The following is a 22,134-nucleotide window of genomic DNA, read 5'->3' as shown; positions in this document are numbered from 1 at the left end:
CTGACCGTTGGCGCTTCCGCACCCATATGTCCTGTTTTTTGCCGGTAGCCTCGGGGAAATCAACGCAATCGGATTGCTGGAGTTCCTTCGGTCCGGTGGCTGTCGTCGTTTATCATGACCGACCTTGTTGTGTCGTCGAGGGTATCGCCCATGAGGTATCTGCACACTATGGTGCGCGTCACGGATCTGACGGCTTCCCTGAGTTTTTATTGTGAGGCGCTGGGATTGCGCGAGCTGCGCCGGATCGACAACGAAAAGGGTCGTTTCACGCTGGTGTTCCTGGCGGCGCCCGGGGACGAGCACGCTCAAGTCGAGTTGACTTTCAACTGGGACCCCGAAAAGTACGGAATCGGGCGCGCATTCGGTCATCTTGCGTACGAAGTCGACGATATCTACGCCGCCTGCCAGCGCCTGATCGATCACGGTGTCACCATCAACCGCCCGCCGCGCGACGGCCGCATGGCGTTCGTGCGCTCGCCCGACAATATCTCGGTCGAGTTGTTGCAGCGGGGCGGCTCGCTCGAGCCGCGCGAACCCTGGAAGTCCATGCCCAATACCGGCGAATGGTAGAATCCGCGTCCGACCCAGACTTATTGCTCCAAGGAGTTGTGTCCATGTCCGCCCCCATTTTCAACGCCGAGCGCGAAGAGAAGCAGCCCGAGAAGGCCGACCGTCCGGAAACGTTGGCGGAGCAGCTGTCGTTCAAGTCGCGTTTCGTGCTGGTGTTCGGCGAGATCAATCACAACGCCGCGCGTGGCGTGTGCGAAAGGCTGATCGCGTTGTCGCAACAATCGGATGCACCGATCCGTGTGCTGATTTCCTCGCCTGGCGGTCACGTCGAGTCCGGCGACGCCATCCACGACATGATTCGTTTCATCAATGCGCCGGTGATCACCATCGGCACCGGCTGGGTGGCCAGCGCCGGCACGCACATCTTCCTGGCGGCGGAAAAGCACAACCGCGTGTGTCTGCCGAACACCCGCTTCATGATTCATCAGCCGGGCGGCGGCGCCGGCGGCCCCGCGTCCGACATCGCGATTCAGGCCAAGGAAATCCTGCGCACGCGTGAGCGCATCGCTCGCACCATCTCCAAGCAGACCGGTCGTCCGTACGAGAAGGTCGCGGTCGATATGGAACGCGACTTCTGGATGAGCCCGAGCGAAGCCATCGACTACGGCATCGTGTCGCGCGTGGTGGAGTCTTACAAGGATCTAGCCTGATCCCGGATCGGATTTCTGGGCCAGGCAGCCTTTGACCTGCGCCCGGAACCATTGCGACGCCGGGTCTTCGTCGACGTTGGAGTGCCAGTACAGAAAGGACTCCAACGGCGGCACTTCGACCGGGAAGGGCAGCAGTTGATTGCCGGTGGCTCGATCGACGATCAGAGCCTGGCTGCGAGTCATCGTAGCCAGCAGCTCCGACCGGCTCACCACCCGGCTCGCGGCCGCGTGATCCTGACAGCGCATCTTGATGTGCCGGGATAATCCCAAGCGCGCGAGCGCACCGTCCTCATAACCGCCTCCCCGGCGGCGCCCTGTGATCAGAATGTGTGACAGGGCGGTATAAGTCTCGATGTCCAGTTGCCCCTGCACGACCGGATGATCGGCGCGCGCCAGCACGACCAGCGGCTCGGCGCCGACGCGCTCTCGTCGCACGTCGTTCGATAACGGCAAGGCTACGTCGATCGCCAGATCGATCTCGCCGCTCTGCAGGTCTTCCTCGAGGTCACGGCGATCGATGCGCACCGAAGCGATGTCGATGTGCGCGGCCTCGGTCCCGATGCGGTTCATCAACGCGGGCAGAAACGTCAGCTCGTGCGACTCGCGCGCAGCAATGGTGAAGCAGCGCTGCGCTGTGCCGGGCTCGAAGTGCCCGACCCGCTGGAGCATCTGTTCCAGGTTGCCCAGGGAGCTGGCAATGCTGTCGGCGAGCGAGCGGGCCAGCGGCGTCGGAATCATCTCGTGACCCCGCCGCTCGAACAGCGGATCGTTCAGCAGTTCGCGCAACCGACCCAGCGCATGGCTGACCGCGGGCTGCGACAGATGCAGCCGCCGGCTGGCGGGCGTGATGCCGCCTTCGCGATAAATCGCGTCGAACACGGTAAACAGGTTGAGATCGACTCTGGACAGCTGCATGGGGGCCTCCGGCGCCCGTTGTCCCGTATTCTATGCACAGCGCTGATCCGGCCGCATTCAGACAATGCATTGGCTTCCGGGCCGGGCGAGGCGGCAAGTTAGCGCATCGATCTTGGAGGAACGAGCATGGAATTCGAATACAGCCCCCGCGTGCGTGAACTGCAGGCGCGCCTGTTGAAGTTCTTCGACCGGCATGTCTATCCGAACGAGCAGGTCTACGAGGACGAAGTGGCGCGGAACCGCCGCAACGGGGATGCCTTCGTTCCGACCAAGGTCATCGAGGATTTGAAGGTCGAGGCCAGGGCGGCCGGGCTGTGGAATCTGTTCCTGCCCCATTCACCGCGCGCGCCGGAAGGGCTGTCCAATCTCGAATACGCACCTCTGTGCGAGATCATGGGGCGCGTGCCCTGGGCGCCGGAGGTGTTCAATTGCTCCGCGCCGGATACGGGCAACATGGAGACCATCGAGCGCTATGGCAGCGAGGCGCACAAGGACAAATGGCTGGAGCCTTTGCTCAAGGGGGAGATCCGCTCGGCGTTCCTGATGACGGAGCCGGCGGTGGCGTCGTCGGATGCGACCAACATCGAATGCAGTATTCGTCGCGAGGGCGATGAGTATGTGATCAACGGCCGCAAGTGGTGGTCGAGCGGCGCGAACGATCCGCGCTGCAAGCTCTATATCGTGATGGGCAAGACCAATCCCGAGGCGGGCAAACACCAACAGCAGTCGATGATCCTGGTGCCTGCGGATGCGAAGGGAGTGACGGTGATGCGTCACTTGCCGGTGTTCGGTTACGACGATGCCCCGCACGGTCACGCGGAAGTCGATCTTGCCAACGTGCGCGTGCCGGCGTCGAACATTCTGTTGGGCGAGGGGCGCGGGTTTGAAATTGCCCAGGGGCGGTTGGGGCCCGGGCGCATTCATCACTGCATGCGATCGATCGGCGTGGCGGAGCGGGCGCTCGAATTGATGTGCAAACGCTTGAGCTCGCGAGTGGCGTTCGGCAAGCCGGTGTCCGCTCAATCGGTGTGGCATGAGCGGATTGCCGATGCACGTTGCCTGATCGACCAGGCGCGGCTGCTGGTGCTGAGAGCGGCGTACATGATGGACACGGTGGGGAACAAGGTCGCGAAGCAGGAGATCGCGCTGATCAAGGTCGTGGTACCGAACATGACTCTGCAGGTGTTGGATTGGGCGATTCAGGCGCACGGTGCCGGGGGCGTCTCCAATGACTTCCCGCTGGCGCGGCTGTGGGCGCATCAACGAACCTTGCGGTTGGCGGATGGGCCGGATGAGGTTCACCGGAATGCGATCGCCAAGCTGGAGCTGGCGAAGCACGTGGGCGCCAGGGGTGAGGTGGACATGCCGGTGACTCGAGGAAGCTGATCCGCCGGCTTGGCCACCACTGCAACCTTTCAGCGGGCTGTCACGTCTCAATCACCGAGAGCGCCGGTCAGTGCCGGCGCGGGTGGGACGTTGGAGGAGACGGCAATGACTTTCGTGCTCGTTATGCTCGCCTGGTGTGTGTTGTTCGTGCTTGCCTGGCCGCTGGCGCTGCTCGCCATTTTCCTGTTGCCGGTGCTCTGGCTGCTGTCCCTGCCGTTCCGGGCGGTCGCAGTGGTGCTCGAGGCGATGTTCGCCTTCATCAAAGCCCTGCTGTTCTTGCCCGCCCGGCTGCTGGGTCACCGGGGTTGATGGTGCTCACCGGGCGGCGAGAATCGTCCGTTTGATCACGGTTTCGAGAATAGGGACTTTGTAAGCATTCTTCGCCAGTGGGGTTGCGCCACGCACAGCGGCGGTGGCGGCTTCGACGGCGGAGTGTTCGTCGAGGCGGCGGCCCGCCAATACGTTCTCACTCTCCACAGCTCGTCGTGGTGTGGGAGCGACCCAGCCGAGAACGATCTTCGCGCTGGCCACAATGTCTCCATCCATTTGCAGCACGACGGCCACGTCGCAGATCGGCCAGTCGTAACTGTCACGCTCGGTCTGCTTGTGATACGCGCATCGGGTGTTCGGTTGAATGGGCGGGACGCTGACGTGCATCAGAATCTCTCCATCCTCGATGGCAGTGTCGCGATCCCGTTGCATCGATGGCGGCAACAGAAAATCCTTCAGTGCAACTGCTCGCGCCGAACCTTTGCCGTGCGGGAGATGCACGCTGGCATCGTAAGCAATCAGCGGAGTGGCGAGCGTCGAGGCGTGGACCATCACGGTCTGTTGATTGTCGAAGATCGCGTGATATTGGTTCTCGCTGCGATCCGCCTCGGCGATCGAATGAAAGTGCTCGTTGCGGAAATACCAGCAGCGCGGCCTTTGCAATAAATTGCCACCGATCGTCGCCGCGTTCCGCACCTGCGGCGTGGCCGCGTGAGCGGCGGCTTCAGCTAGTGCGCGATAGTGCGATTGAATGCCGGCGTGCTTCTCGATCTGAGCCAGAGTCACCAGCGCACCCAGCTGCATGCTTGACTTGTCGAGTCTCACATCGCCCAGCGAGCGAATCGATTTGAGATTGACGACGCGCGCCGGTTGAACGATGCCTTCCTTCATCAAATCGAGCAGATCCATGCCGCCCGCCTTCGCAATCACCGGCCGGCTCGCCGACGTCGTGGCGAGCAGCGCCGCCGCTTCATCGACTGATTTCGCATCGACCCACTCGAAGGTTCGCATGATCACTCCGAGCGTAACGCCGCCATAACTTGTTCGGATGTCATGGGCTGTTGGTAAAGAGGCTCGGTTCGCATGATTACTTCCGAGCGCCACGCCGCCAGAACTTGTGCGGGTGTCGTGGGCTGTTGAGAGAGGGGCTCGTTTCGCATGATTACTCCGAGCGCAACGCTGCGAGGACGTTTGCGGGCGTCATGGGGAGCGTGTAGATGCGCTTGCCCGTGGCGTTGAAGAACGCATTGGCAATGGCTGCAGCCGTTGCGACGTTGGCGGGTTCGGCGACACCGCGGGCGTCGGTGGAGGATTGGCCGCCGAGCAGTTCGATCAGGTGGACGTCGATCCGCGGTGTCTCGCGGGAGCCGACGATTTTGTATTGATCGATGTTGGCGTTGAGTTGTACGCCAGTGGCTGCATCGAGGCGGCGGTCTTCATACAACGCGTAGCTCACGCCTTGAACCACGCCGCCGAGGATCTGGCTCTCGACGAGTTTGGGATTGATGGGCCGGCCGCAATCGTGGACGGCGACGACGCGTTCGACTTTCACCGCGCCGGTCTGCGTGTCGACGCAGACCTCCGCGAACTGCACGCCGCCAATCGCGTGCGGGCTGATATGCAGCTCGCCAGCTTTACGTGCGTAGCCTTCGTAGTCGTCGCGGCGATCGGCGCGATGGGTCAGCCTCTCGACGCCGGCGCGGCGGAGTGATTCGAAGAAACCGAGCGAGGTCTTGGAATCATCGCGTAGCTGGATGTGTCCGTTGCGAAAGACGAGATCCTCCGCCTTCGCATTCAACAGCGGAGCAACGCGCTCTGCGATGTCACGAGCCATTGCATGAGCTGCGTTACGTGCAGCAGGTGTCAGCGAGCTCGTGACGCGGCTGCCACCCGACGGCGGGCCGGGTGGAAAGCGGGAGTCGCCAACGTGAACTCTGATGTCTTCCGCTTCCAATCCCAATTCTTCAGCGACGACCTGAGCAAACACGGTGCGCGTACCCGTGCCGATATCCTGCGTGCCGCAGAAAGCATCGACGGTGCCATCGCCAGCGACGCGGATCTCACAAGTGGTGTAACTGTTCACGATGTACGGCCACATCGACTGCGCCATGCCGATGCCGCGCTTCACCGGGCCCGCGTCGCTGCCGGGTGGGCGGCGACGTGACCAATCCATCTTCTCCGCGCCGATGCGACGTTCGGCCGCGCGAGCGCGGACATCGTCGGCGTCGCGCGTGTCGATCTTGTTTCGCATGTCGATAGGGTCGATGCCCAGGCGGTCGGCAAGGGCGTCGATCGCTTGTTCGAATGCGAAGATTCCTTGCGTCTGGCCTGGGCCGCGAAAGGCCGCGCAGGGGCCGGCGTTGGTGAACACATCGTAGTGTTCGATGCTCACGTTCGGGCACGGATACATGCTGTGATGACACATGCCGACGCCGGCGCCAGCGGCGACGCCGCCGGTGCCGAAGCTGTGCAGCTCGATGGCAGTCAGTGAGCCGTCGCGCTTTGCGCCGATCTTCAACCGTTGCAGGCTGGCGGGACGATTGCCGACCGAGACGTGCTCTTCGCGCCGGTCCAGGACCAGACGCACAGGCGCACCTGCCTTTCGTGACAAATGAATCGCGAGCGTGCCGTAGTTGCCGACGCCGTATTTCGCGCCGAAGCCGCCGCCGGTGTAGTCGCTGATCGCGTGAATCTTTTCTTTGGGCAGCTTGAAGATCTCAGCGGCTTCATCGCGCACGCTCATCACATGCTGGGTCGACGCGTAGAGCGTCAGTTCGTCATCACGCCAATCAGCAACGAGGCCATGAGGCTCCAGGGGCGTGTGCGTTTGGACCTGCGTGCGATATTCGCCTTCGACAACGACATCGGCTTCCTTGAAGCCACGCGCGATTTCTCCGCGTGAGCCGCCCGTGCTCGGCCCGCGCAGGTTGCCTTTCTGTGGCAACCCTTTGGCCGCGCCGCCACCGCCGGCGGTGGCTCGCTGTTCCGTCGGCCCGGGAAACACGGGAGGTGCATCGGACTGCATGGCGTCCGCGAGCTCGCTGACATGAGGCAGCACCTCATAGTCAACTTTGATCAACGCAAGCGCGGCTTCAGCAGCGCGAGCCGAGATCGCAGCGACGGCCGCGATCGGCTGACCAGTGAAGCGCACGACAGGGTAGGGCTCTTTCGCTTCGTCACCCGGATCGCGCAGTTCCGCGGCCATCAACAAACGTTCGAGCACATGCACGGCTCGAACGCCGGGATATTGCTCAGCGCGCGAGGTGTCGATCGACTTGATGCGCGCGTGCGGAACTGTGCTGTTGAGCGTTCGCGCGTACAGCATTCCGGGAAGCTGTACGTCGAACGTGTAGCGGGCGCGGCCGGTGACTTTGTCCAACGCATCCATGCGCGGTACATCTTTGCCGACGACATTCAGCTCGGCGTTCGTGGGCCAGGGAGGCGGTTCGCCGCTCGGGACCTTGCGAGTGACTTGTTTGAACGCGTCGCCGACGATGCCCGCGGACAGCGTGCGTTGTTCGAAAGGCTCCGCGCCGCTCATTTCGCTTTGCCCTTGCTCGCGGCCGCCGCGGCCAGGGTCGCTTTGAAGATGTTGGGATACGTTCCGCAGCGGCAGAGGTGACCAGAGATTGCCGTCTTCACATCATCGAGCGAGCACTCGGGATTCTTGTTCACCAGGTGCGCGCAGCTCATCACCATGCCTGGGGTGCAGAAGCCGCATTGGAGCGCGTCGTGCTCGATGAAGGCGCGTTGTACGGGATGCAACTCGCCGTCACGGCTCAAGCCCTCGATGGTCGTGATGCTTCGTTCGCGTGCGTCGAAGGCGAGCGTCATGCAGCTGGCCGCCACTTCGCCGTCGAGCCAGACCGTGCAGGCGGAGCATGCGCCACGATCGCAACCAATCTTGGTGCCGGTCAGACCGAGCGCGTCGCGCAGGAATTCCACCAGCGTCGTGGCGGGATCGGCGAGCGCGGTGCGAACTTCGCCGTTGATCAGAAGCGACAATGGCTGCGGCTCGGGACCGAACGTCCCGAGACCTTCGCCGCCAAGCGGATGATGGGTAGCGACACTCATGGAAGCCTCCGTCGAAGAACCGATCCTTCGGCGCCGCTCCCTGGCTCAATCAAACGGCAACGCTCCCGGTTCGGCAGAGTTCCAATGGGCAGGATGCCCAAATGCAGCGGGCACATGGACGTGCAGGAGCTGCCCGGAAGGGCGCAGGGACGCGCAGGACCGGCCCCCAAAGATCAGCGTGTGATCGTGCGCTCTCTGAGGGAGGCGTTGATCTCCTCCAGATCGGTCCGATCCAGCGTGCCGGTCGCGAACTGCAGCTGCAACACGTTCAGGATGTAGTCGTAGCGGCTGCGCGCATAGTCGGTCTGCGCCTGGAACAACCTACGACGCGCATCGAGCACGTCGACAGTGGTGCGAGTTCCTACTTCGAAGCCTGCTTCGGTGGCTTGCAACGCCGTGCGGCTGGACTCCAGCGCCTGGCGAAGCGCGCGAACGCGCGACATCTCGCTGATCACGCCGAGATAGGCGTCGCGAGCGGAGCGCTCGGTTTCGCGGTTGGCCCGCTCCAGGCGCTCGCGAGCGGCACGATGCAGATAAACCTGCTGGCGCACGCGCGAGGAGGTGTAGCCGCCGGAGTAGATAGGAACGGTGACCTGAATGCCGATGGAGTCGGTGGTCTGCGTTTGATCGGCCGGCGCGCGCGATACGCCGCCCGCGTTACGACCGACCTGATCGCCGGTGTAGTCCTGATCGCCACGGCTCGCGACCAGATCGATCGCGGGCAAGTGGCCGGCGCGCGCGACACGCACGTCCTGCTTGGCAATGTCGGTGGCCAGTCGCGCCGAGATCACCGCGAGATTCTGTTCCAGCGCGCGGGTCACCCATTGTTCTTCGCTGGCCGGCTCGGGCGACTTCAACGGCATGTCGTCCACCGGCGTCGCCAATGTATCGAACGATTCGCCGGTCAGTTCACGCAACAACTCGCGAGCCGTCGCCAGTACGCGCTTGGCTGCGATCACCGCGGCGGCGGCGGAGTCGTGCGCGGCGCGGGCTTCCTGAACGTCGGTGATGGCGATCAAGCCGACTTCGAAACGCTTGTTGGCCTGTTCGAGCTGGCGGGAGAACGCTTCCAGCGCGGCTTCGGCGGCATCGACGGTGTCCTGCGCGGCCAGCACGTCGAAATAGCGCACCGAGGTGCGCTGGATCAGATCCTGTTGAGCGAATTGATAATCCGCTTCGGCCTGCGCGACTTCCGCGTCGGCGCGCTTCAACGTCATCCACTGATCCCAGCGGAACAGACTCTGGCGCAGCGTGAGGTCGTATTGTTTAGCGCTGATGTCGGAGCTGCTGGTGACATTGATCGGCACCAGCTCGCTGTTCTCGTCGGTCGGATCGGCACGCGTGAACTGGATGTTGCCGCGGTCCTGGTCGAACTTGGTGTACGAGCCGCTCACTTCGAACTGCGGCAGCAACGCCGACAGCGCCTGCGGCTTGGATTCGCGGCTGGCGAGACGATTGGCGTCCGCTTCGCGGATCTGCGGATCGTTCTGCAAGGCGCGCTGATAAACGGTGAGCAGGTCGGCGGCCTCGGCGGCGGCCGAAGCGAGGATCAGACTGCAAGCGGCGACGATGAGCGGAGCGCGTACTTTCATCTTGTTTCGTTCCAATCCCGTGTTCGCCGGATGATGACACGCTGGCGAATCAATTTATGTCGAGGCCGCGAGGCTCGGGCGAGCTTAACTATTCATGCCACAGACACAGGTGCCCGAGCCACCGTCCTTGGGTTCCATGAGCCCGGTCAGTGACGCGACTTGAGACGCTCAGTACGCCGGAATGGTTGCATCCAGATCGCGCGACCACGCCAGGATGCCGCCCGCTACATTGACCGTGCGGAACCCGTTCTGCTGCAGAAACCTGGCGACTTCCAGGCTGCGGCGTCCGGAACGGCACAGCACCGCCACTTCCTTGCTCTTGTCGAGCTCGCCGACGCGGTCGGCCACTTCACCCATCGGAATGTGCACGACCGGTTGATCGGCCGGCACGCTGGCGACGCCCAGCTCCCAGGCCTCGCGCACGTCGAGCAGCGTCAGCACGTCGCCGCGCTGGCGGCGGGCGACGAATTCGGCGGGGGTGATTTCGGCAATCTGTTGGGGAGTGCTCATGAGATGACGATCAGAACACGAATTCGGAGGGGCGCGGCGCGTTCATCAGCGGCGCGATCACGGTTTCGAACAGGCTCTCACGCTGCCATTCGCGTTCGCCGACGCGAGTGACCTTCCAGGCTTCCATCACCGGTGCCTGACCGACCACCACGAACAGCCGGCCGCCGATGCGCAGCGCCTGCTGGAAGCGCTCGTCATACAACGGCAGCGAGCCGGTCACGGCGATCACGTCGTAGGTGGATTGTTCGGTGAGCTGCATGCCGTCGCCGACTTCCACGGCCACATTGTTGACCGCGACGGCGAACAGGTTGCGACGGGCGGCCTCGGCCAGCTCGGGCAGGATTTCCACGGTGCGCACGCGGGCGGTCATCCGGCCCAGGCAGGCGCTCAGGTAGCCGCTGCCGGTGCCGATTTCCAGCGCGATCTCGGCCGGAGCGGGGAGCAGGGCCTGCAGGATGCGGCCGTGGATCTTGGCCGGCAGCATCGACTGGCCGCCCGGCAGCGGGATCGGTGCGTCGGCGAAGGCAACAGTGCTGAACGGCGCCGGGGCGAACTGCTCGCGCCGGATCTCGCGCATGGTGCTCAGGACCCGCTCATCGAACACGTCCCAGGCATGCACCTGGTGCTCGATCATCTGCGCGCGGGCAAACTCGATATTCATAGGCAATATTCGTAGACAAATCAGGCGGGATGCGCCGGCGGCGGCAAGGGTACGGGCTTTGATTCCGCGGTACAAGTTAAAGGCCGGTCAGGTGGGTTGGCGCCTGCCGGGAACCCTGAAGCCTTCTTCAGGGACACATTCAGGCCAATATTTACCCGCTCGCCGCATACAATATGGTCAATCCCCCCGGCAGATGTTCAGCCGTTCGCTATGCTCCTTCCCCGGCTAATTAAGTGCTTGCGCATGTTTTTTCGCTGCGCCACTGCAATTCACCGGGGGCCGGGGCTTGCCGCGGCAACCTAGGGGATCGAAGTAAAGAGCGTTTCAATGTGAGTGCCCTGTTGGGGACGTTGACCATTTCTCTCGCCGTCGCGGTTCTGCTGCTGCTGGGTTTCATCCTCTGGCGGGAGCGCCGGAGCTCGGCCCTGACTCGTGCCGCCGGACAACTGGAGGCTATCGTTCGCTCCGGAAAATTCGCCGAGCGCGTCCGGGTCAGCGGGCCCGCGTCCGAATTCGCGGAGAACGCCAACCGCCTGCTCGAGCAGATGGCGATGAAGGATCTGATGCTCGGTGAGCGCGAGCGCTCGCTGGTCGGGCTGCTGGCCGGCCTGCAGGAAGCCGTCGCCGTCCATCGCGAGCACATCGTATTCGCCAACGAGCGGTTTGCCGCACTCACCGGCGCGCTCGCCGCCGAGCATCTCACCGGCAAGAAGATCGCCGACCTGCTGCATCCCGATTACACCGAGCTGGTGATCGAACATCTGCGTCGTTCGCTGTCGGGCGAGCCGGGCCTCGATCGGCTCGAGATCGAAATGCATCCCGACAATCAGGGCGGCACCGCGCGCGTCGAGCTGACCGCCGTGCGCATCGACTATCAGGGCGGCCCGGCGTTGTTGCTGACGCTGGTCGAGATGGGCCCGCGCTCCATGCCGGCCGCGCCGGCGGCGGCTCGCGGCCGACCCACGGCGTGGGAGACGCTGGACTCGCTCGGCGAAGGCATCATCACGACCGATGTCAGCGGCCGTATCGACTACGTCAATCAAGCCGGCGAACAACTGATCGGCGCCAGCGCCGTCGACGCGCTCGGCAAGAGCATCACCGACATCGTTCAATTGCTGGACGAGGGCGATCGCCGCTCGCTCGGCGATCCCGTGCGCCATTGCCTGGCCACGCAATCGAAAGTCACCGCGGGTCGGCGTGGCTTGATGATCTCGCGCAATGGCAGTGAAGAGCGCTCGGTGGAGCTGACCGTCACGCCTTTGAAAGGACAGAAGGGCGACCTGGTCGGCACGGTCGTCGTGGTGCGCGACGTGAGCGAGCTGCGCGGTATCACCAAGCAGATGTCGTATCAGGCCAGCCACGATGCGCTCACCGGTCTGGTGAATCGTCGTGAGTTCGAGCGCAGGTTGGAGGAGGCGCTGCAGACGGCGCACACCAACGAAGCCAAGCACGTGCTGTGCTACCTCGACCTCGATCGCTTCAAGGCCGTGAACGATACCTGCGGTCACATGGCCGGCGACGGCATGCTCCGTGAGGTTGCGGCGCTCATTAAAGAGACGGTGCGCGATTCGGATACCGTCGGCCGTCTCGGCGGCGACGAGTTCGGTCTGCTGCTGGTGGGCTGTCCGCTCGATAAGGCGCGCCAGATCGCCGACGACGTGGTCCGCAAGATCAGCGATTACCGCTTCGTGTGGAAGGACAAGATCTTCAACATCGGTATCAGCGTCGGCTTGATCGAGATCTCTCGCGAAAGCGGCGCGCCCGATGAAGTGATGAGCGCGGCCGACTCGGCCTGCTACGTCGCGAAGAAACAGGGCAACCACGTGCACGTCTACTCGGCGCGCGACGAAGCGGTGGCGCGTCATCGTGGCGAGATTCAGTGGCTGCAGCGGTTGCAGACCGCGCTCAAGGACAATCGGTTCGAGCTGATGGCTCAGCCCATCATTGCTTCGGCGGCGACCGAGACGGGGCCGGCGCTCGAAGTGCTGCTGCGTCTACAGGATGACAATGTGCCCGGCGGCATCTCGCCGGCGGAGTTCCTGCGCGCGGCGGAACGGTATCGCTTGATGTCGGATGTCGATCGCTGGGTGGTGCAGACCGCGCTCACTGCGTTGGGTCGGGGCGGCATCCGTTTGCCGTCGAGTCGCAGCCTCGCCATCAATCTTTCCGGTCAGACGCTGGGCGATCCGCAGTTCCTGGAGTTCGTGGTCGACGTGCTCGATCGCACCGGCGTGTCGCCGGCGCAGCTGTGCTTCGAGGTCACCGAGAATTCGGTGATCACCAACATCGAACATGCGCAGCGCTTCATCGGCGTGTTGCATGGGATGGGCTGTCAGTTTGCGCTGGACGATTTCGGTCGCGGGCTGTCGTCGTTCGGCAATCTGAAGAACCTGTCGCTGGATTACCTGAAGATCGACGGCACGTTCATTCGCAACCTGGCGGTGGACTCGGTGAATCAGGCCATGGTCGCGGCCATGATCAAGCTGGCGCGTACACTGAATTTCCAGGTGATCGCCGAGCAGGTCGAAGATGCCGGCGCGTTGGACGCCGCGAAGAAGATGGGCGTCGATTTCCTGCAGGGCTTCTATCTCGGCCGCCCGCAACCGCTGGCGCGCGTCACGCCCGCTCGGAGCATTGGCTAGAAAGTTTTTGGCGGCGGCTCCGGTCGCAGCCAGAGCCACATCAGAACTATCGCCATCACGCCGGTGATGAGCTCGGCGACCCACATTCGCGAGGTCGTCAGAAACAGGACCACGGCGCAGGCCGTCATCATGATCGTCGCCATGAGCTTCGCCCGGCGACTCACGGCGCCGTGCTTTCTCCAGTCGCGGAGCATGGGACCGAAGAGGCGATGACTTTCCAGCCAGTTATGAAATCGCGGCGAACTGCGCGCGGCGGCCCAGCCGGCCATCAGGATGAAGACGGTGGTGGGCAGGCCGGGGACGAAGATGCCGATGACGCCCAATGCAAAGCTGAGCACCGCGAATACCAGCAGCAGGTAGCGCGCTACCGCGGGTAAAGGACGAGCAGGCTTGCTGGAGTCATCCATCGCTGTAGTTTGCCGGCTCGCTGCGCTCGTGTCGCGGCCTGCACTGACGCGCGGCCGCTTTCTTTAGAAAGTGACACTTCGGCGCGCAAGGTCCGCCGGCCCGACGAGAACGCGCCTTAGACGCCAGGCTCACCGGCCTGATGAACGTGCCATGGCCAATAAGCTGGCGTCCAAACGAGAACGCGCCGAAGGCGCAATCTCTCCGGTCCAAACGAAAACGGCGCAGCGTTAGCTGCGCCGTTTCGTAACTCGCCGTTGCGGCGTTATTAGAGGAGCGGCACCAGCAACAGCGCCACGATATTGATGATCTTGATCAGCGGGTTGATGGCCGGGCCGGCCGTATCCTTGTACGGATCGCCCACCGTGTCACCCGTGACCGCGGCCTTGTGCGTGTCCGAACCCTTGCCGCCGAAGTTACCTTCTTCAATGTACTTCTTGGCGTTGTCCCACGCACCGCCACCCGTGCACATGGAAATGGCGACGAACAGGCCCGTCACGATCGTGCCGATCAACAACCCGCCCAGCGCGCGGATGCCGGCGCCCGGGCCCATCAGGAAGTTCATGCCGAAGGCGACGACCACCGGCACCAGGATGGGCAGGATCGACGGCACGATCATTTCTTTGATCGCGGCGCGCGTCAGCATGTCGACGGCGCGGGAGTAATCCGGCTTGGCCGTGCCTTCCATGATGCCTTTGATTTCCTGGAACTGACGGCGCACTTCCACGACCACCGAGCCGGCGGCGCGACCCACCGCTTCCATTGCCATGGCGCCGAACAGATAAGGCACCAGACCGCCGATGAACAAGCCGATGATCACGGCCGGATCGGACAGCGAGAACACCTGCAACTTGCCGGCGGCCTCGAGGTTGTGGGTGTAGTCGGCGAACAGCACCAGCGCGGCGAGGCCGGCGGAGCCGATGGCATAGCCCTTGGTCACGGCCTTGGTCGTGTTGCCGACCGCATCGAGCGCGTCGGTGATCTTGCGCACTTCTTTCGGCAGACCGGACATTTCGGCGATGCCGCCGCCGTTGTCCGTGATCGGGCCGTACGCGTCGAGCGCGACGATCATGCCGGTCATCGACAACATCGCGGTGGCGGCGATGGCGATGCCGTACAGATCGGCGATGTGATACGCGCCCCAGATGGCCGCGACCACGGCGAGCACCGGCAGTGCGGTCGACTTCATCGACACCGCGAGACCCGCGATCACGTTCGTGCCGTGACCCGTCTGCGAAGCGGCCGCGACGTATCTTACGGGCTCGTATTCGGTGGCGGTGTAGTACTCGGTGATCACGATCAGCGCGGCCGTGAGCACCAGACCGATGACGGCGCACGCGAAATAGCCGCCGGCGAGCTCGGGGCCCATGACCATCTTGGTCACGAAGTAGAACGCGATCAGCGCCAGCACGCCGGCCACGGCGGTGCCTCGATACAGCGCGTTCATGATCTTGCCGCCTTCGCGAGCTTTCACGAAGTACGAGCCGATGATCGATGCCACGATCGAAACTGCACCGAGCATCAACGGATAGATGATGTAGCGGATGTCGAGACCGCCATCGGCGGCCGTGAACATCAGACCGCCGAGCACCATCGTGGCGACCACGGTCACCGCGTAGGTTTCGAACAAGTCGGCCGCCATGCCGGCGCAGTCGCCGACGTTGTCACCGACGTTGTCGGCGATCACGGCGGGGTTGCGCGGATCGTCTTCGGGAATGCCGGCTTCGACCTTGCCGACCAGGTCGGCGCCCACGTCGGCGCCCTTGGTGAAGATGCCGCCGCCGAGACGCGCGAAGATGGAGATCAGCGAGCCGCCGAAGGCGAGGCCGACCAGCGAGTGCAGGGCATGTTCATCGCCGATGAACTTGCGCATCACCGCGAAGTAGCCGGCGACGCCGATCATGCCGAGGCCGACCACCAGCATGCCGGTGATGGCGCCGCCTCGGAAGGCCACTTGCAGCGCGGGGTTCAGGCCGACGCTGGCAGCCTGCGCGGTACGCACGTTGGCGCGCACCGAAACATTCATGCCGATATAGCCCGCCAGACCGGAGAGAATGGCGCCGACCGCGAAGCCGCCGGCGGTGGCCCAGTCGAGCGCCAGGCCGAGCACGATCAACAACACGACGCCGACGATGGCAATGGTGGAGTACTGACGATTCAGATAGGCCTTCGCGCCGGCCTGAATGGCCGCCGCTATCTCCTGCATTCGCTCACTGCCCGCGGGCTGCTTGTTGATCCATCCGACCGAAATTACGCCATACAGCACGGCCAGAACACCGGCGCCGATCGCGAGCCAAAGCGCGACATCTGTGGACATCAACTTCCTCCCCCTTGCGGGTGCATCGTTGTGAGCAAATTTTTAACGCGAGCAGATCGTCAGTAAGTCAGTTCCAAAAAAACGTTGAGCCGAGCTTGCGCCAGGCTGTCGCCGGCGCGCGCTATTTCATACATGTTTGCGCCCGGCTACGCCGGGCGCGGACCATCTCAAACCCGCTTGCCCGGCGTCAGCCGTGGCAAGTCGTGAAGAAACGGGATAGCAACTGATAAGTGCCGAAAATAATTCGCAAAACTATAACACAAAGGGCGTGTCGAGCTTTTTCTTCAGCGGCGCGTTCTTCAGTGTCACGTACTGGGGCAGGCCGTCTTTATACGGTGGATAGTCCTCGCCGCGAATCAGCGGACTGAGGTAACGGCGACCCTTGGCCGTGATGTGGAAGCCGTCCTCGGTGATGTAATCCCGCGGCAGCATCTTTTCCACATTCGCCACTTTGTCGAGCGGTGCCATGCCGATTTTCCATTTGTACGGGCTGTGCGAGGTGCGCACGATGGTCGGCATCACCGAGTTGTGACCCTTGAGCGCGAGTTCCACCGCCGCCCTGCCGACCGCATAGGCCTGTTCGACGTCGACTTTCGAAGCGATGTGGCGGGCGGCGCGCTGCAGGTAGTCGGCGACTGCCCAGTGATATTTGTAGTTCAGCTTGGACTTGACCAGCTGCGCGATCATCGGCGCGACGCCACCGAGCTGCGCATGGCCGAACGCGTCCCGCAGGCCGGCATCGGACAGGAACTTGCCGTCCGCGGTCTTGACGCCTTCCGACACGACGATGGCGCAATAGCCGTATTTCTCCACGCATTGCTTCACTCGCGCGCAGAACTTGTCCTCGTGGAATGTGATTTCCGGGAACAGGATGATGTGGGGCGAGTCGCCTTCCTGCTCGGCGGCGAGTCCGCCGGCGGCCGCGATCCAGCCCGCATGGCGGCCCATCACTTCCATGATGAACACCTTGGTGGAGGTTTTGGCCATCGAGGCTACGTCGAAGCCCGCCTCGCGGATCGACACGGCGACATATTTCGCGACCGAGCCGAAGCCCGGGCAGCAGTCGGTGATCGGCAAGTCGTTGTCCACGGTCTTGGGCACGTGGATGGCCTGAATCGGATAGCCGAGTTTATCGGCCAGCTGCGAGACCTTCAGGCAGGTATCGGCCGAGTCGCCGCCGCCGTTATAGAAGAAATAACCAATGTCGTGCGCCTTGAACACTTCGATCAGGCGCTCGTATTGCGCCGGATTGTCCTCGAACTTTTTCAGCTTGAAGCGCGCCGAGCCGAACGCGCCGGACGGGGTGTGGCGCAAGGCCCGGATGGCGGCGGCCGATTCCTTGCTGGTGTCGATCAAATCTTCTGTCAAAGCGCCGACGATGCCGTTGCGGCCGGCGTAGACCTTGCCGATCCGGCCGCTGGCCTTGCGGCACGCCTCGATGACGCCGGCTGCCGATGCGTTGATGACAGCGGTAACACCGCCCGACTGGGCGTAGAAGGCATTGCGAGGCCGGGCGGTCTTCTTCGGCGCGGTCTTTCGTGACGCGGTCTTTTTCGGCATGGGCTTCGACCTGTGCAACGTAGGCAAGTGGCCGCGAAGGATAGCGCTCGAACGAGCCTTTCTGTACCCTCCCGGGCTCTTCTTGGGAGGTCGGAATCAAAAATGATGCGGATCGTATTACTGGGGGCACCGGGTTCGGGCAAAGGAACTCAGGCACAGCGCCTCATGGGCAAATACGGCGTGCCGCAGGTTTCCTCCGGCGATCTGTTGCGAGACGCCGTGGCCCGGGGCACCGAGCTGGGTAAACAAGCCAAGTCGGTCATGGACGCCGGCCAGCTGGTGTCCGACGACATCGTGCTCGGCCTGATCCGCGAGCGCCTGAGCCGTCCCGACGCCGCCAACGGTTTCATCCTCGACGGCTTTCCCCGCAACATCGACCAGGCGAATTCATTGAATGCGCTGCTGGAAGAAATCGGCCAGCCGCTGGACGCGGTGCTGCTGCTCGATGTGCGCAACGAGACGTTGATGCAACGCCTCGCCGGCCGTCGGATCTGCCAGAAGTGCGGCACGGTGTACAACATCCATTCGCTGCCGCCGGGCGTGACCACCTGCGAAAAGGACGGCACCGAGTTGTATCAACGCCCGGACGACAAGGAAGAAGTGATCGGCAAGCGCCTGGCCGTGTATGACCAGCAGACCAAGCCGCTGATCGCGCACTACTCGGAGCTGGGCCTGCTGCGCAAAGTCGCGGGCGAAGGCGAGCTGGAAGAAGTCTCCGAGCGCATGGAAGCCGCCGCGCTGGCCAAGCCCGTGCCGGCCTCCAAGGTGAAAGTCACGAAGTCGCCCGCTCAGAGCAAGTCGAAGACTGCCGCGGCCAAGAGCGCCAAGCCCGCGGCCAAGAGCGCAAGCAAGAGCAAGTCGCCGGCCAAGGCGAAGCCCGCGACGGCCAGGTCGTCGAAGGCCAAGCCCGCTGCCAAGGGCAAGTCACCGGCTGCGAAGGGCAAGGCTGCTGCCAAGAGCAAAGCGCCGGCTGCGAAGGGCAATGCTGCTGCCAAGGGCAAGTCACCGGCTGTGAAGGGCAAGCCTGCTGCCAAGAGCAAGGCATCGGCTGCGAAGGCCAAGTCGGGTGCAACGAGCAAGGCGCCGGCTGCGAAAGGCAAGGCTGTTGCCAAGGGCAAAGCGTCGGCTGCGAAAGGCAAGGCTGCTGCCAAGAGCAAGGCACCGGCTGCGAAGGGCAAGGCTGCCAAGCAGGCCGCGAAGAAATCTTCCAAGGCCGCCGCTCGCGGCACGAAGCAGGCCGCTGGCAAGGCTCCGGCCAAGAAGGCCGCGACCAAGGCTCGCAAGAAGAAGTAATCGCGCGCGCCTGATGGGCGCGTGAGAAATGCCGGCTGGCGCGCATCTCGCGCGCTCAGCCTGCGTCGCCTGAAACTATCCCGCTCGTCGATGGACGGCCGACCGTAACCGGCGAGGTGAGCCATCGAGCGCCGTTGCTACGTTCGGGATGTAGCGGTCGCATGTTCGAGTCCGCTCAGCGAGCGGCCGCCATCGCGATCAGCCGATCGCCAATCACCTCTTTTCGCCAGCCGCTGCTCAGACGATCGGTGCGACGTGAGAACACCAGTTGTTCGACGTCACGTCGGGTGGCCAGGATCTCCGGGCTGATCTTCAATCCCTCGGCCGTCGTGCGCGCGAGATTCATCAGCTTGGTGACCAGCGCGACCTGTTGAGCTTCCGGTTTGGGCGGGATGAAGGCGGCCGGTTCCGACTGGGCCAGCTCACGACCGCGTGTGACCAGCGCCAGCAATTCCTCACCGCGTCGGCGCGCGACGCCGGCCGGCAGCGTGCGAATGTTTTCGAGGTCTTCGGCCTTGCCGGGCAAGCGTTCAGCGAGCTCGCGCAAGGCGTCGTCCGCCAGAATCCAGCCGCGCGGCTTGTCGTGTTTGATCGCCATTTCCTCGCGCCAGTGCGCGAGCAGCTTCGCAGTCGCACGTTGCTCGGGGCGCAACCTATCCAGCCCTTTCAGGCGTTTCCAGGCCGCTTCGGGTTCGGTGCGATGGAGTGCCGGAGATTCCAGCTCGTGCGTTTCCTCATAGAGCCACGGGGTGCGGCCGGCGGCTTCCAGGGCGTCTCGCAGGTTCTGATACAACGGCACCAGATAGCGCACGTCGTCCTCGGCATACAGCAGCTGTTCGGGACTCAGCGGGCGTCGCGACCAGTCGGTGCGGGTGTGGCCTTTTTCCAGCTGCTGACCGAGCCGCTCGGCGACCAGCGATCCATAGCCGATCTGCGCCGGGTGACCGAGCAGGGCGGCGGCGATCTGAGTGTCGAAGATCGGGCCGCTGAGCGCGGTCCTCATCGCGACCGACAGCACTTCCAGATCCTGACGCGCGGCGTGCAGGACTTTGATCCGGCCGCGGTCGTTCAGAAAGTCCCATAACGGCTGCAGATCGGGGACGGCGAGCGGGTCCACCAGCGCACACCGTGTCGTTCCATCGGGCGCGGGAGTTGCAAGCTGCACCAGGCAGAGCTTGGGAAAGTACGTGCTCTCACGCATGAACTCGGTGTCGAGCGCGACGAAGGCGGCGTCGCGCAGCTGGTCGAGTGCGTGTAGAAGTTCAGCGGACGTGGTGACTGGTGGCGCGGCTTGCATGGGCGTGCGTGTACAATTCATCGCATTATAGGGGAGTCCGCCGGCGTGGCTTGCCGGCTTCTACACGCGTTTCGCTCATGGTCATTTTGCGCTTTCTGCAAAGCTTCCTGGATATCGCGCTCTGGCGGAAGGGACCGCAGGACCTCCCGGCTTCGACCCCGCTGGCGACGCTGGCGCTGATCGCCTATCTGAGCACCGGTTTTCTGCGTATGCGGCTGTTCACGCTGGACCGGCCGACCGCGCTGCTGTTCATCTGTATCGACGCGCTGATGCTCGGCGCCTGGCTGTGGCTGGTGCTGGCTTTTTTCGGCCGCCGCCAGCGGTTCGTGCAGACCATCACGGCGACGCTGGGCGTCGGTCTGCTGGTGATGCTGCTGGATGTGACCATCCGTTCCGTGCAGCTGACGATGGGCTGGAGCGATGAGTTGTCGAAGAACTGGCTGAATGTGCGGTTCCTGCTGCTCGCGGTCCTGCTCGGGCGCATATTCATGCTGGCATTGGATCGCGGCCTGATGACGGGCATCGCGCTGACCATCGCAATATTCTACTCAACCCAGGCCGTGCAGCTGATGCTGGGCCTGCGCGGCTAAGGCCAGAAAAACAGAGGATTCATGCACGTTCACATTCTCGGCGTCTGCGGCACCTTCATGGGCGGCATCGCGGCGCTGGCGCGCGCCTCGGGCCATCGTGTGACTGGATCGGATCAGAGCGTCTACCCGCCCATGTCCGATCAGCTGCGCGAGCTGGGCATCGAGATCATCGAGGGTTACACGCCCGAGCAGCTGAAGCTGAAGCCGGACGTGGTGGTGGTCGGCAACGTCATGAGCCGCGGCAATCCGCTGATCGAGGCGCTGCTGGAAAGCGATATTCCCTACACCTCCGGGCCGGAGTGGCTGGCGCGTCACGTGTTGAACAAGCGCTGGACCCTGGCGGTCGCCGGCACGCACGGCAAGACCACGACGTCCAGCATCCTCACCTGGCTGCTGGAATACGGCGGGCTCGAGCCGGGCTTTCTGATCGGTGGCGTGCCGGGCAATTTCAATGTGACGGCGCGGCTCGGCAAGGGCCAGCATTTCGTGGTCGAGGCCGACGAATACGACACCGCGTTCTTCGACAAGCGCGCGAAGTTCGTGCATTACCGGCCGCGCACCGCCGTGATCAACAATCTCGAGCACGACCACGCCGACATCTATCCGGACGTTGCTTCCATTCAGTGGCAGTTCCATCAACTGATGCGCATGGTGCCGAGGAACGGCCTGGTGGTGGCCAACTCTGGCGATGCCAACGTCATGCACGTGATCGACATGGGTTGCTGGACGCCAGTGGAACGTTTCGCGAGCGGTACGCACGGCGACACCGCGTGGTATGCGATTGCCCCGGCGGGCGGGGACTACAGCACCTTCTCCATCATGGAGGGCAATGCCGCGGTCGCCGAAGTGAGCTGGTCGATGCTTGGCCGACACAATGCCGAAAATGCATTGGCCGCCATCCTTGCCGCGCGCGGCGCCGGCGTACCGATCGAAACATCGGTGGCGGCGTTGAAGGAATTCCAGGGCGTGCGTCGTCGAATGGAAGTGCGCGGTGTGGTCAATGGCATTACCGTCTACGATGATTTTGCGCATCACCCGACCGCGGTGGCGACGACCATCGACGGTTTGAGACGAAAGATCGGTTCCGCGCGTTTGATTGCTGTGTTGGAGCCGCGCTCCAATACGATGAAACTGGGCACGCACTCCTCGGCCCTGGCGGGGGCGCTGTCACAGGCGGATCATGTGTGGATGTATCAAGGGCCGAATGTCACCTGGGATGTCGCGGGCTCGGTCGCGGCGCTCGGCAAGCGAGCCGATACGGTGAAGGATCTGGACCAGTTGATCGCGCAGCTGGACGCGTCGCTGGTGAGTGGCGATCACGTGCTTATCATGTCCAATGGCGGTTTCGGCGGCATTCATGGCAAGTTGCTGGACCGCTTGCGCAAGCGTTGAGGAACATCAG

18 protein-coding genes and 1 pseudogene are annotated in these 22,134 nt (G+C 63.6%); 8 read left to right on the top strand and 11 right to left on the bottom strand.

Translation table 11 applies throughout. From position 1 onward, the window contains the following. The first annotated feature begins 150 nt into the window (after positions 1 to 150). Together EKO19_RS06360 and EKO19_RS06355 are read left to right on the top strand one after the other, a co-directional pair. Complete coding sequence (locus EKO19_RS06360) at positions 151 to 570, top strand: VOC family protein (RefSeq protein WP_129775509.1); 420 nt, start codon at positions 151 to 153, stop codon at positions 568 to 570. Between the two features lie 44 nt (positions 571 to 614). After that, positions 615 to 1,220: an ATP-dependent Clp protease proteolytic subunit gene (locus EKO19_RS06355; protein ID WP_129775508.1), complete on the top strand. Its 606-nt coding sequence runs from the start codon at positions 615 to 617 to the stop codon at positions 1,218 to 1,220. Here EKO19_RS06355 and EKO19_RS06350 read toward each other — a convergent pair. Continuing rightward, on the bottom strand, positions 1,212 to 2,135 hold the full coding sequence (locus EKO19_RS06350; protein WP_129775507.1) for a LysR family transcriptional regulator: 924 nt from the start codon (positions 2,133 to 2,135) through the stop codon (positions 1,212 to 1,214). The two genes, EKO19_RS06355 and EKO19_RS06350, sit on opposite strands and share 9 nt — an antisense overlap. Before the next feature lie 126 nt (positions 2,136 to 2,261). On the opposite strand from EKO19_RS06350, the gene EKO19_RS06345 reads away from it, so the two are divergent. Together EKO19_RS06345 and EKO19_RS06340 are read left to right on the top strand one after the other, a co-directional pair. Further along, on the top strand, positions 2,262 to 3,521 hold the full coding sequence (locus EKO19_RS06345) for an acyl-CoA dehydrogenase family protein (protein WP_129775506.1): 1,260 nt from the start codon (positions 2,262 to 2,264) through the stop codon (positions 3,519 to 3,521). A gap of 105 nt (positions 3,522 to 3,626) precedes the next feature. Next, on the top strand, positions 3,627 to 3,830 hold the full coding sequence (locus tag EKO19_RS06340) for a hypothetical protein (protein ID WP_129775505.1): 204 nt from the start codon (positions 3,627 to 3,629) through the stop codon (positions 3,828 to 3,830). A gap of 6 nt (positions 3,831 to 3,836) precedes the next feature. On the opposite strand, the gene EKO19_RS06335 is transcribed toward EKO19_RS06340, so the two are convergent. From EKO19_RS06335 to EKO19_RS06310, 6 genes are all read right to left on the bottom strand, one after another. After that, positions 3,837 to 4,802, bottom strand: a complete 966-nt coding sequence (locus EKO19_RS06335; RefSeq protein WP_129775504.1) for an FAD binding domain-containing protein — start codon at positions 4,800 to 4,802, stop codon at positions 3,837 to 3,839. A gap of 151 nt (positions 4,803 to 4,953) precedes the next feature. Then, the gene (locus EKO19_RS06330; RefSeq protein ID WP_129775503.1) at positions 4,954 to 7,332 is read right to left on the bottom strand and encodes a xanthine dehydrogenase family protein molybdopterin-binding subunit; all 2,379 of its coding nucleotides are present in this window, start codon (positions 7,330 to 7,332) and stop codon (positions 4,954 to 4,956) included. Beyond that, positions 7,329 to 7,865, bottom strand: a complete 537-nt coding sequence (locus EKO19_RS06325) for a (2Fe-2S)-binding protein (RefSeq protein WP_129775502.1) — start codon at positions 7,863 to 7,865, stop codon at positions 7,329 to 7,331. Before EKO19_RS06325 ends, EKO19_RS06330 begins: the two co-directional genes overlap by 4 nt. A 173-nt stretch (positions 7,866 to 8,038) precedes the next feature. Beyond that, entirely contained in the window at positions 8,039 to 9,457 is a 1,419-nt protein-coding gene (locus tag EKO19_RS06320; RefSeq protein ID WP_129775501.1) for a TolC family outer membrane protein, read from the bottom strand. Positions 9,458 to 9,625: 168 nt separating this feature from the next. Beyond that, positions 9,626 to 9,967 carry a rhodanese-like domain-containing protein gene (locus tag EKO19_RS06315; protein WP_129775500.1) on the bottom strand — a complete coding sequence of 114 codons (342 nt, stop codon included), beginning with the start codon at positions 9,965 to 9,967 and terminating at the stop codon, positions 9,626 to 9,628. A 10-nt stretch (positions 9,968 to 9,977) separates the two neighbouring features. Continuing rightward, a complete protein-coding gene (locus tag EKO19_RS06310) occupies positions 9,978 to 10,628 on the bottom strand; it encodes a protein-L-isoaspartate O-methyltransferase family protein (protein WP_129775499.1) in 651 nt (216 codons plus the stop codon). 329 nt (positions 10,629 to 10,957) lie between these two features. Between EKO19_RS06310 and EKO19_RS06305 the strand changes: the two genes are divergently transcribed. Beyond that, entirely contained in the window at positions 10,958 to 13,270 is a 2,313-nt protein-coding gene (locus tag EKO19_RS06305; protein ID WP_129775498.1) for a bifunctional diguanylate cyclase/phosphodiesterase, read from the top strand. Here EKO19_RS06305 and EKO19_RS06300 read toward each other — a convergent pair. From EKO19_RS06300 to EKO19_RS06290, 3 genes are all read right to left on the bottom strand, one after another. Continuing rightward, positions 13,267 to 13,677, bottom strand: a complete 411-nt coding sequence (locus EKO19_RS06300) for a YbaN family protein (protein WP_129775497.1) — start codon at positions 13,675 to 13,677, stop codon at positions 13,267 to 13,269. The two genes, EKO19_RS06305 and EKO19_RS06300, sit on opposite strands and share 4 nt — an antisense overlap. A gap of 266 nt (positions 13,678 to 13,943) precedes the next feature. Next, a complete protein-coding gene (locus tag EKO19_RS06295) occupies positions 13,944 to 15,992 on the bottom strand; it encodes a sodium-translocating pyrophosphatase (RefSeq protein ID WP_129775496.1) in 2,049 nt (682 codons plus the stop codon). A gap of 252 nt (positions 15,993 to 16,244) precedes the next feature. After that, on the bottom strand, positions 16,245 to 17,552 hold the full coding sequence (locus EKO19_RS06290) for a 6-phosphofructokinase (protein WP_129775495.1): 1,308 nt from the start codon (positions 17,550 to 17,552) through the stop codon (positions 16,245 to 16,247). A 105-nt stretch (positions 17,553 to 17,657) separates the two neighbouring features. Here EKO19_RS06290 and EKO19_RS39760 point away from each other — a divergent pair. Beyond that, a pseudogene (locus tag EKO19_RS39760) lies at positions 17,658 to 18,278 on the top strand (adenylate kinase); the annotation flags it as partial. A gap of 742 nt (positions 18,279 to 19,020) precedes the next feature. On the opposite strand, the gene rnd reads toward EKO19_RS39760, so the two are convergent. Next, the gene (gene rnd, locus EKO19_RS06280; RefSeq protein WP_157995134.1) at positions 19,021 to 20,142 is read right to left on the bottom strand and encodes a ribonuclease D; all 1,122 of its coding nucleotides are present in this window, start codon (positions 20,140 to 20,142) and stop codon (positions 19,021 to 19,023) included. Positions 20,143 to 20,219: 77 nt separating this feature from the next. Between rnd and EKO19_RS06275 the strand changes: the two genes are divergently transcribed. Next, entirely contained in the window at positions 20,220 to 20,732 is a 513-nt protein-coding gene (locus EKO19_RS06275; protein WP_129775493.1) for a hypothetical protein, read from the top strand. 21 nt (positions 20,733 to 20,753) lie between these two features. Further along, a complete protein-coding gene (gene mpl, locus EKO19_RS06270; protein WP_129775492.1) occupies positions 20,754 to 22,124 on the top strand; it encodes a UDP-N-acetylmuramate:L-alanyl-gamma-D-glutamyl-meso-diaminopimelate ligase in 1,371 nt (456 codons plus the stop codon). Positions 22,125 to 22,134: the final 10 nt, after the last annotated feature.

Origin of the sequence: Peristeroidobacter soli (assembly GCF_004138485.1) — a bacterium.
Lineage (GTDB): Bacteria > Pseudomonadota > Gammaproteobacteria > Steroidobacterales > Steroidobacteraceae > Steroidobacter > Steroidobacter soli.
The sequence above is the reverse complement of the archived record's forward strand: the minus strand, read 5'-3'. Positions and strand labels throughout refer to the sequence as shown.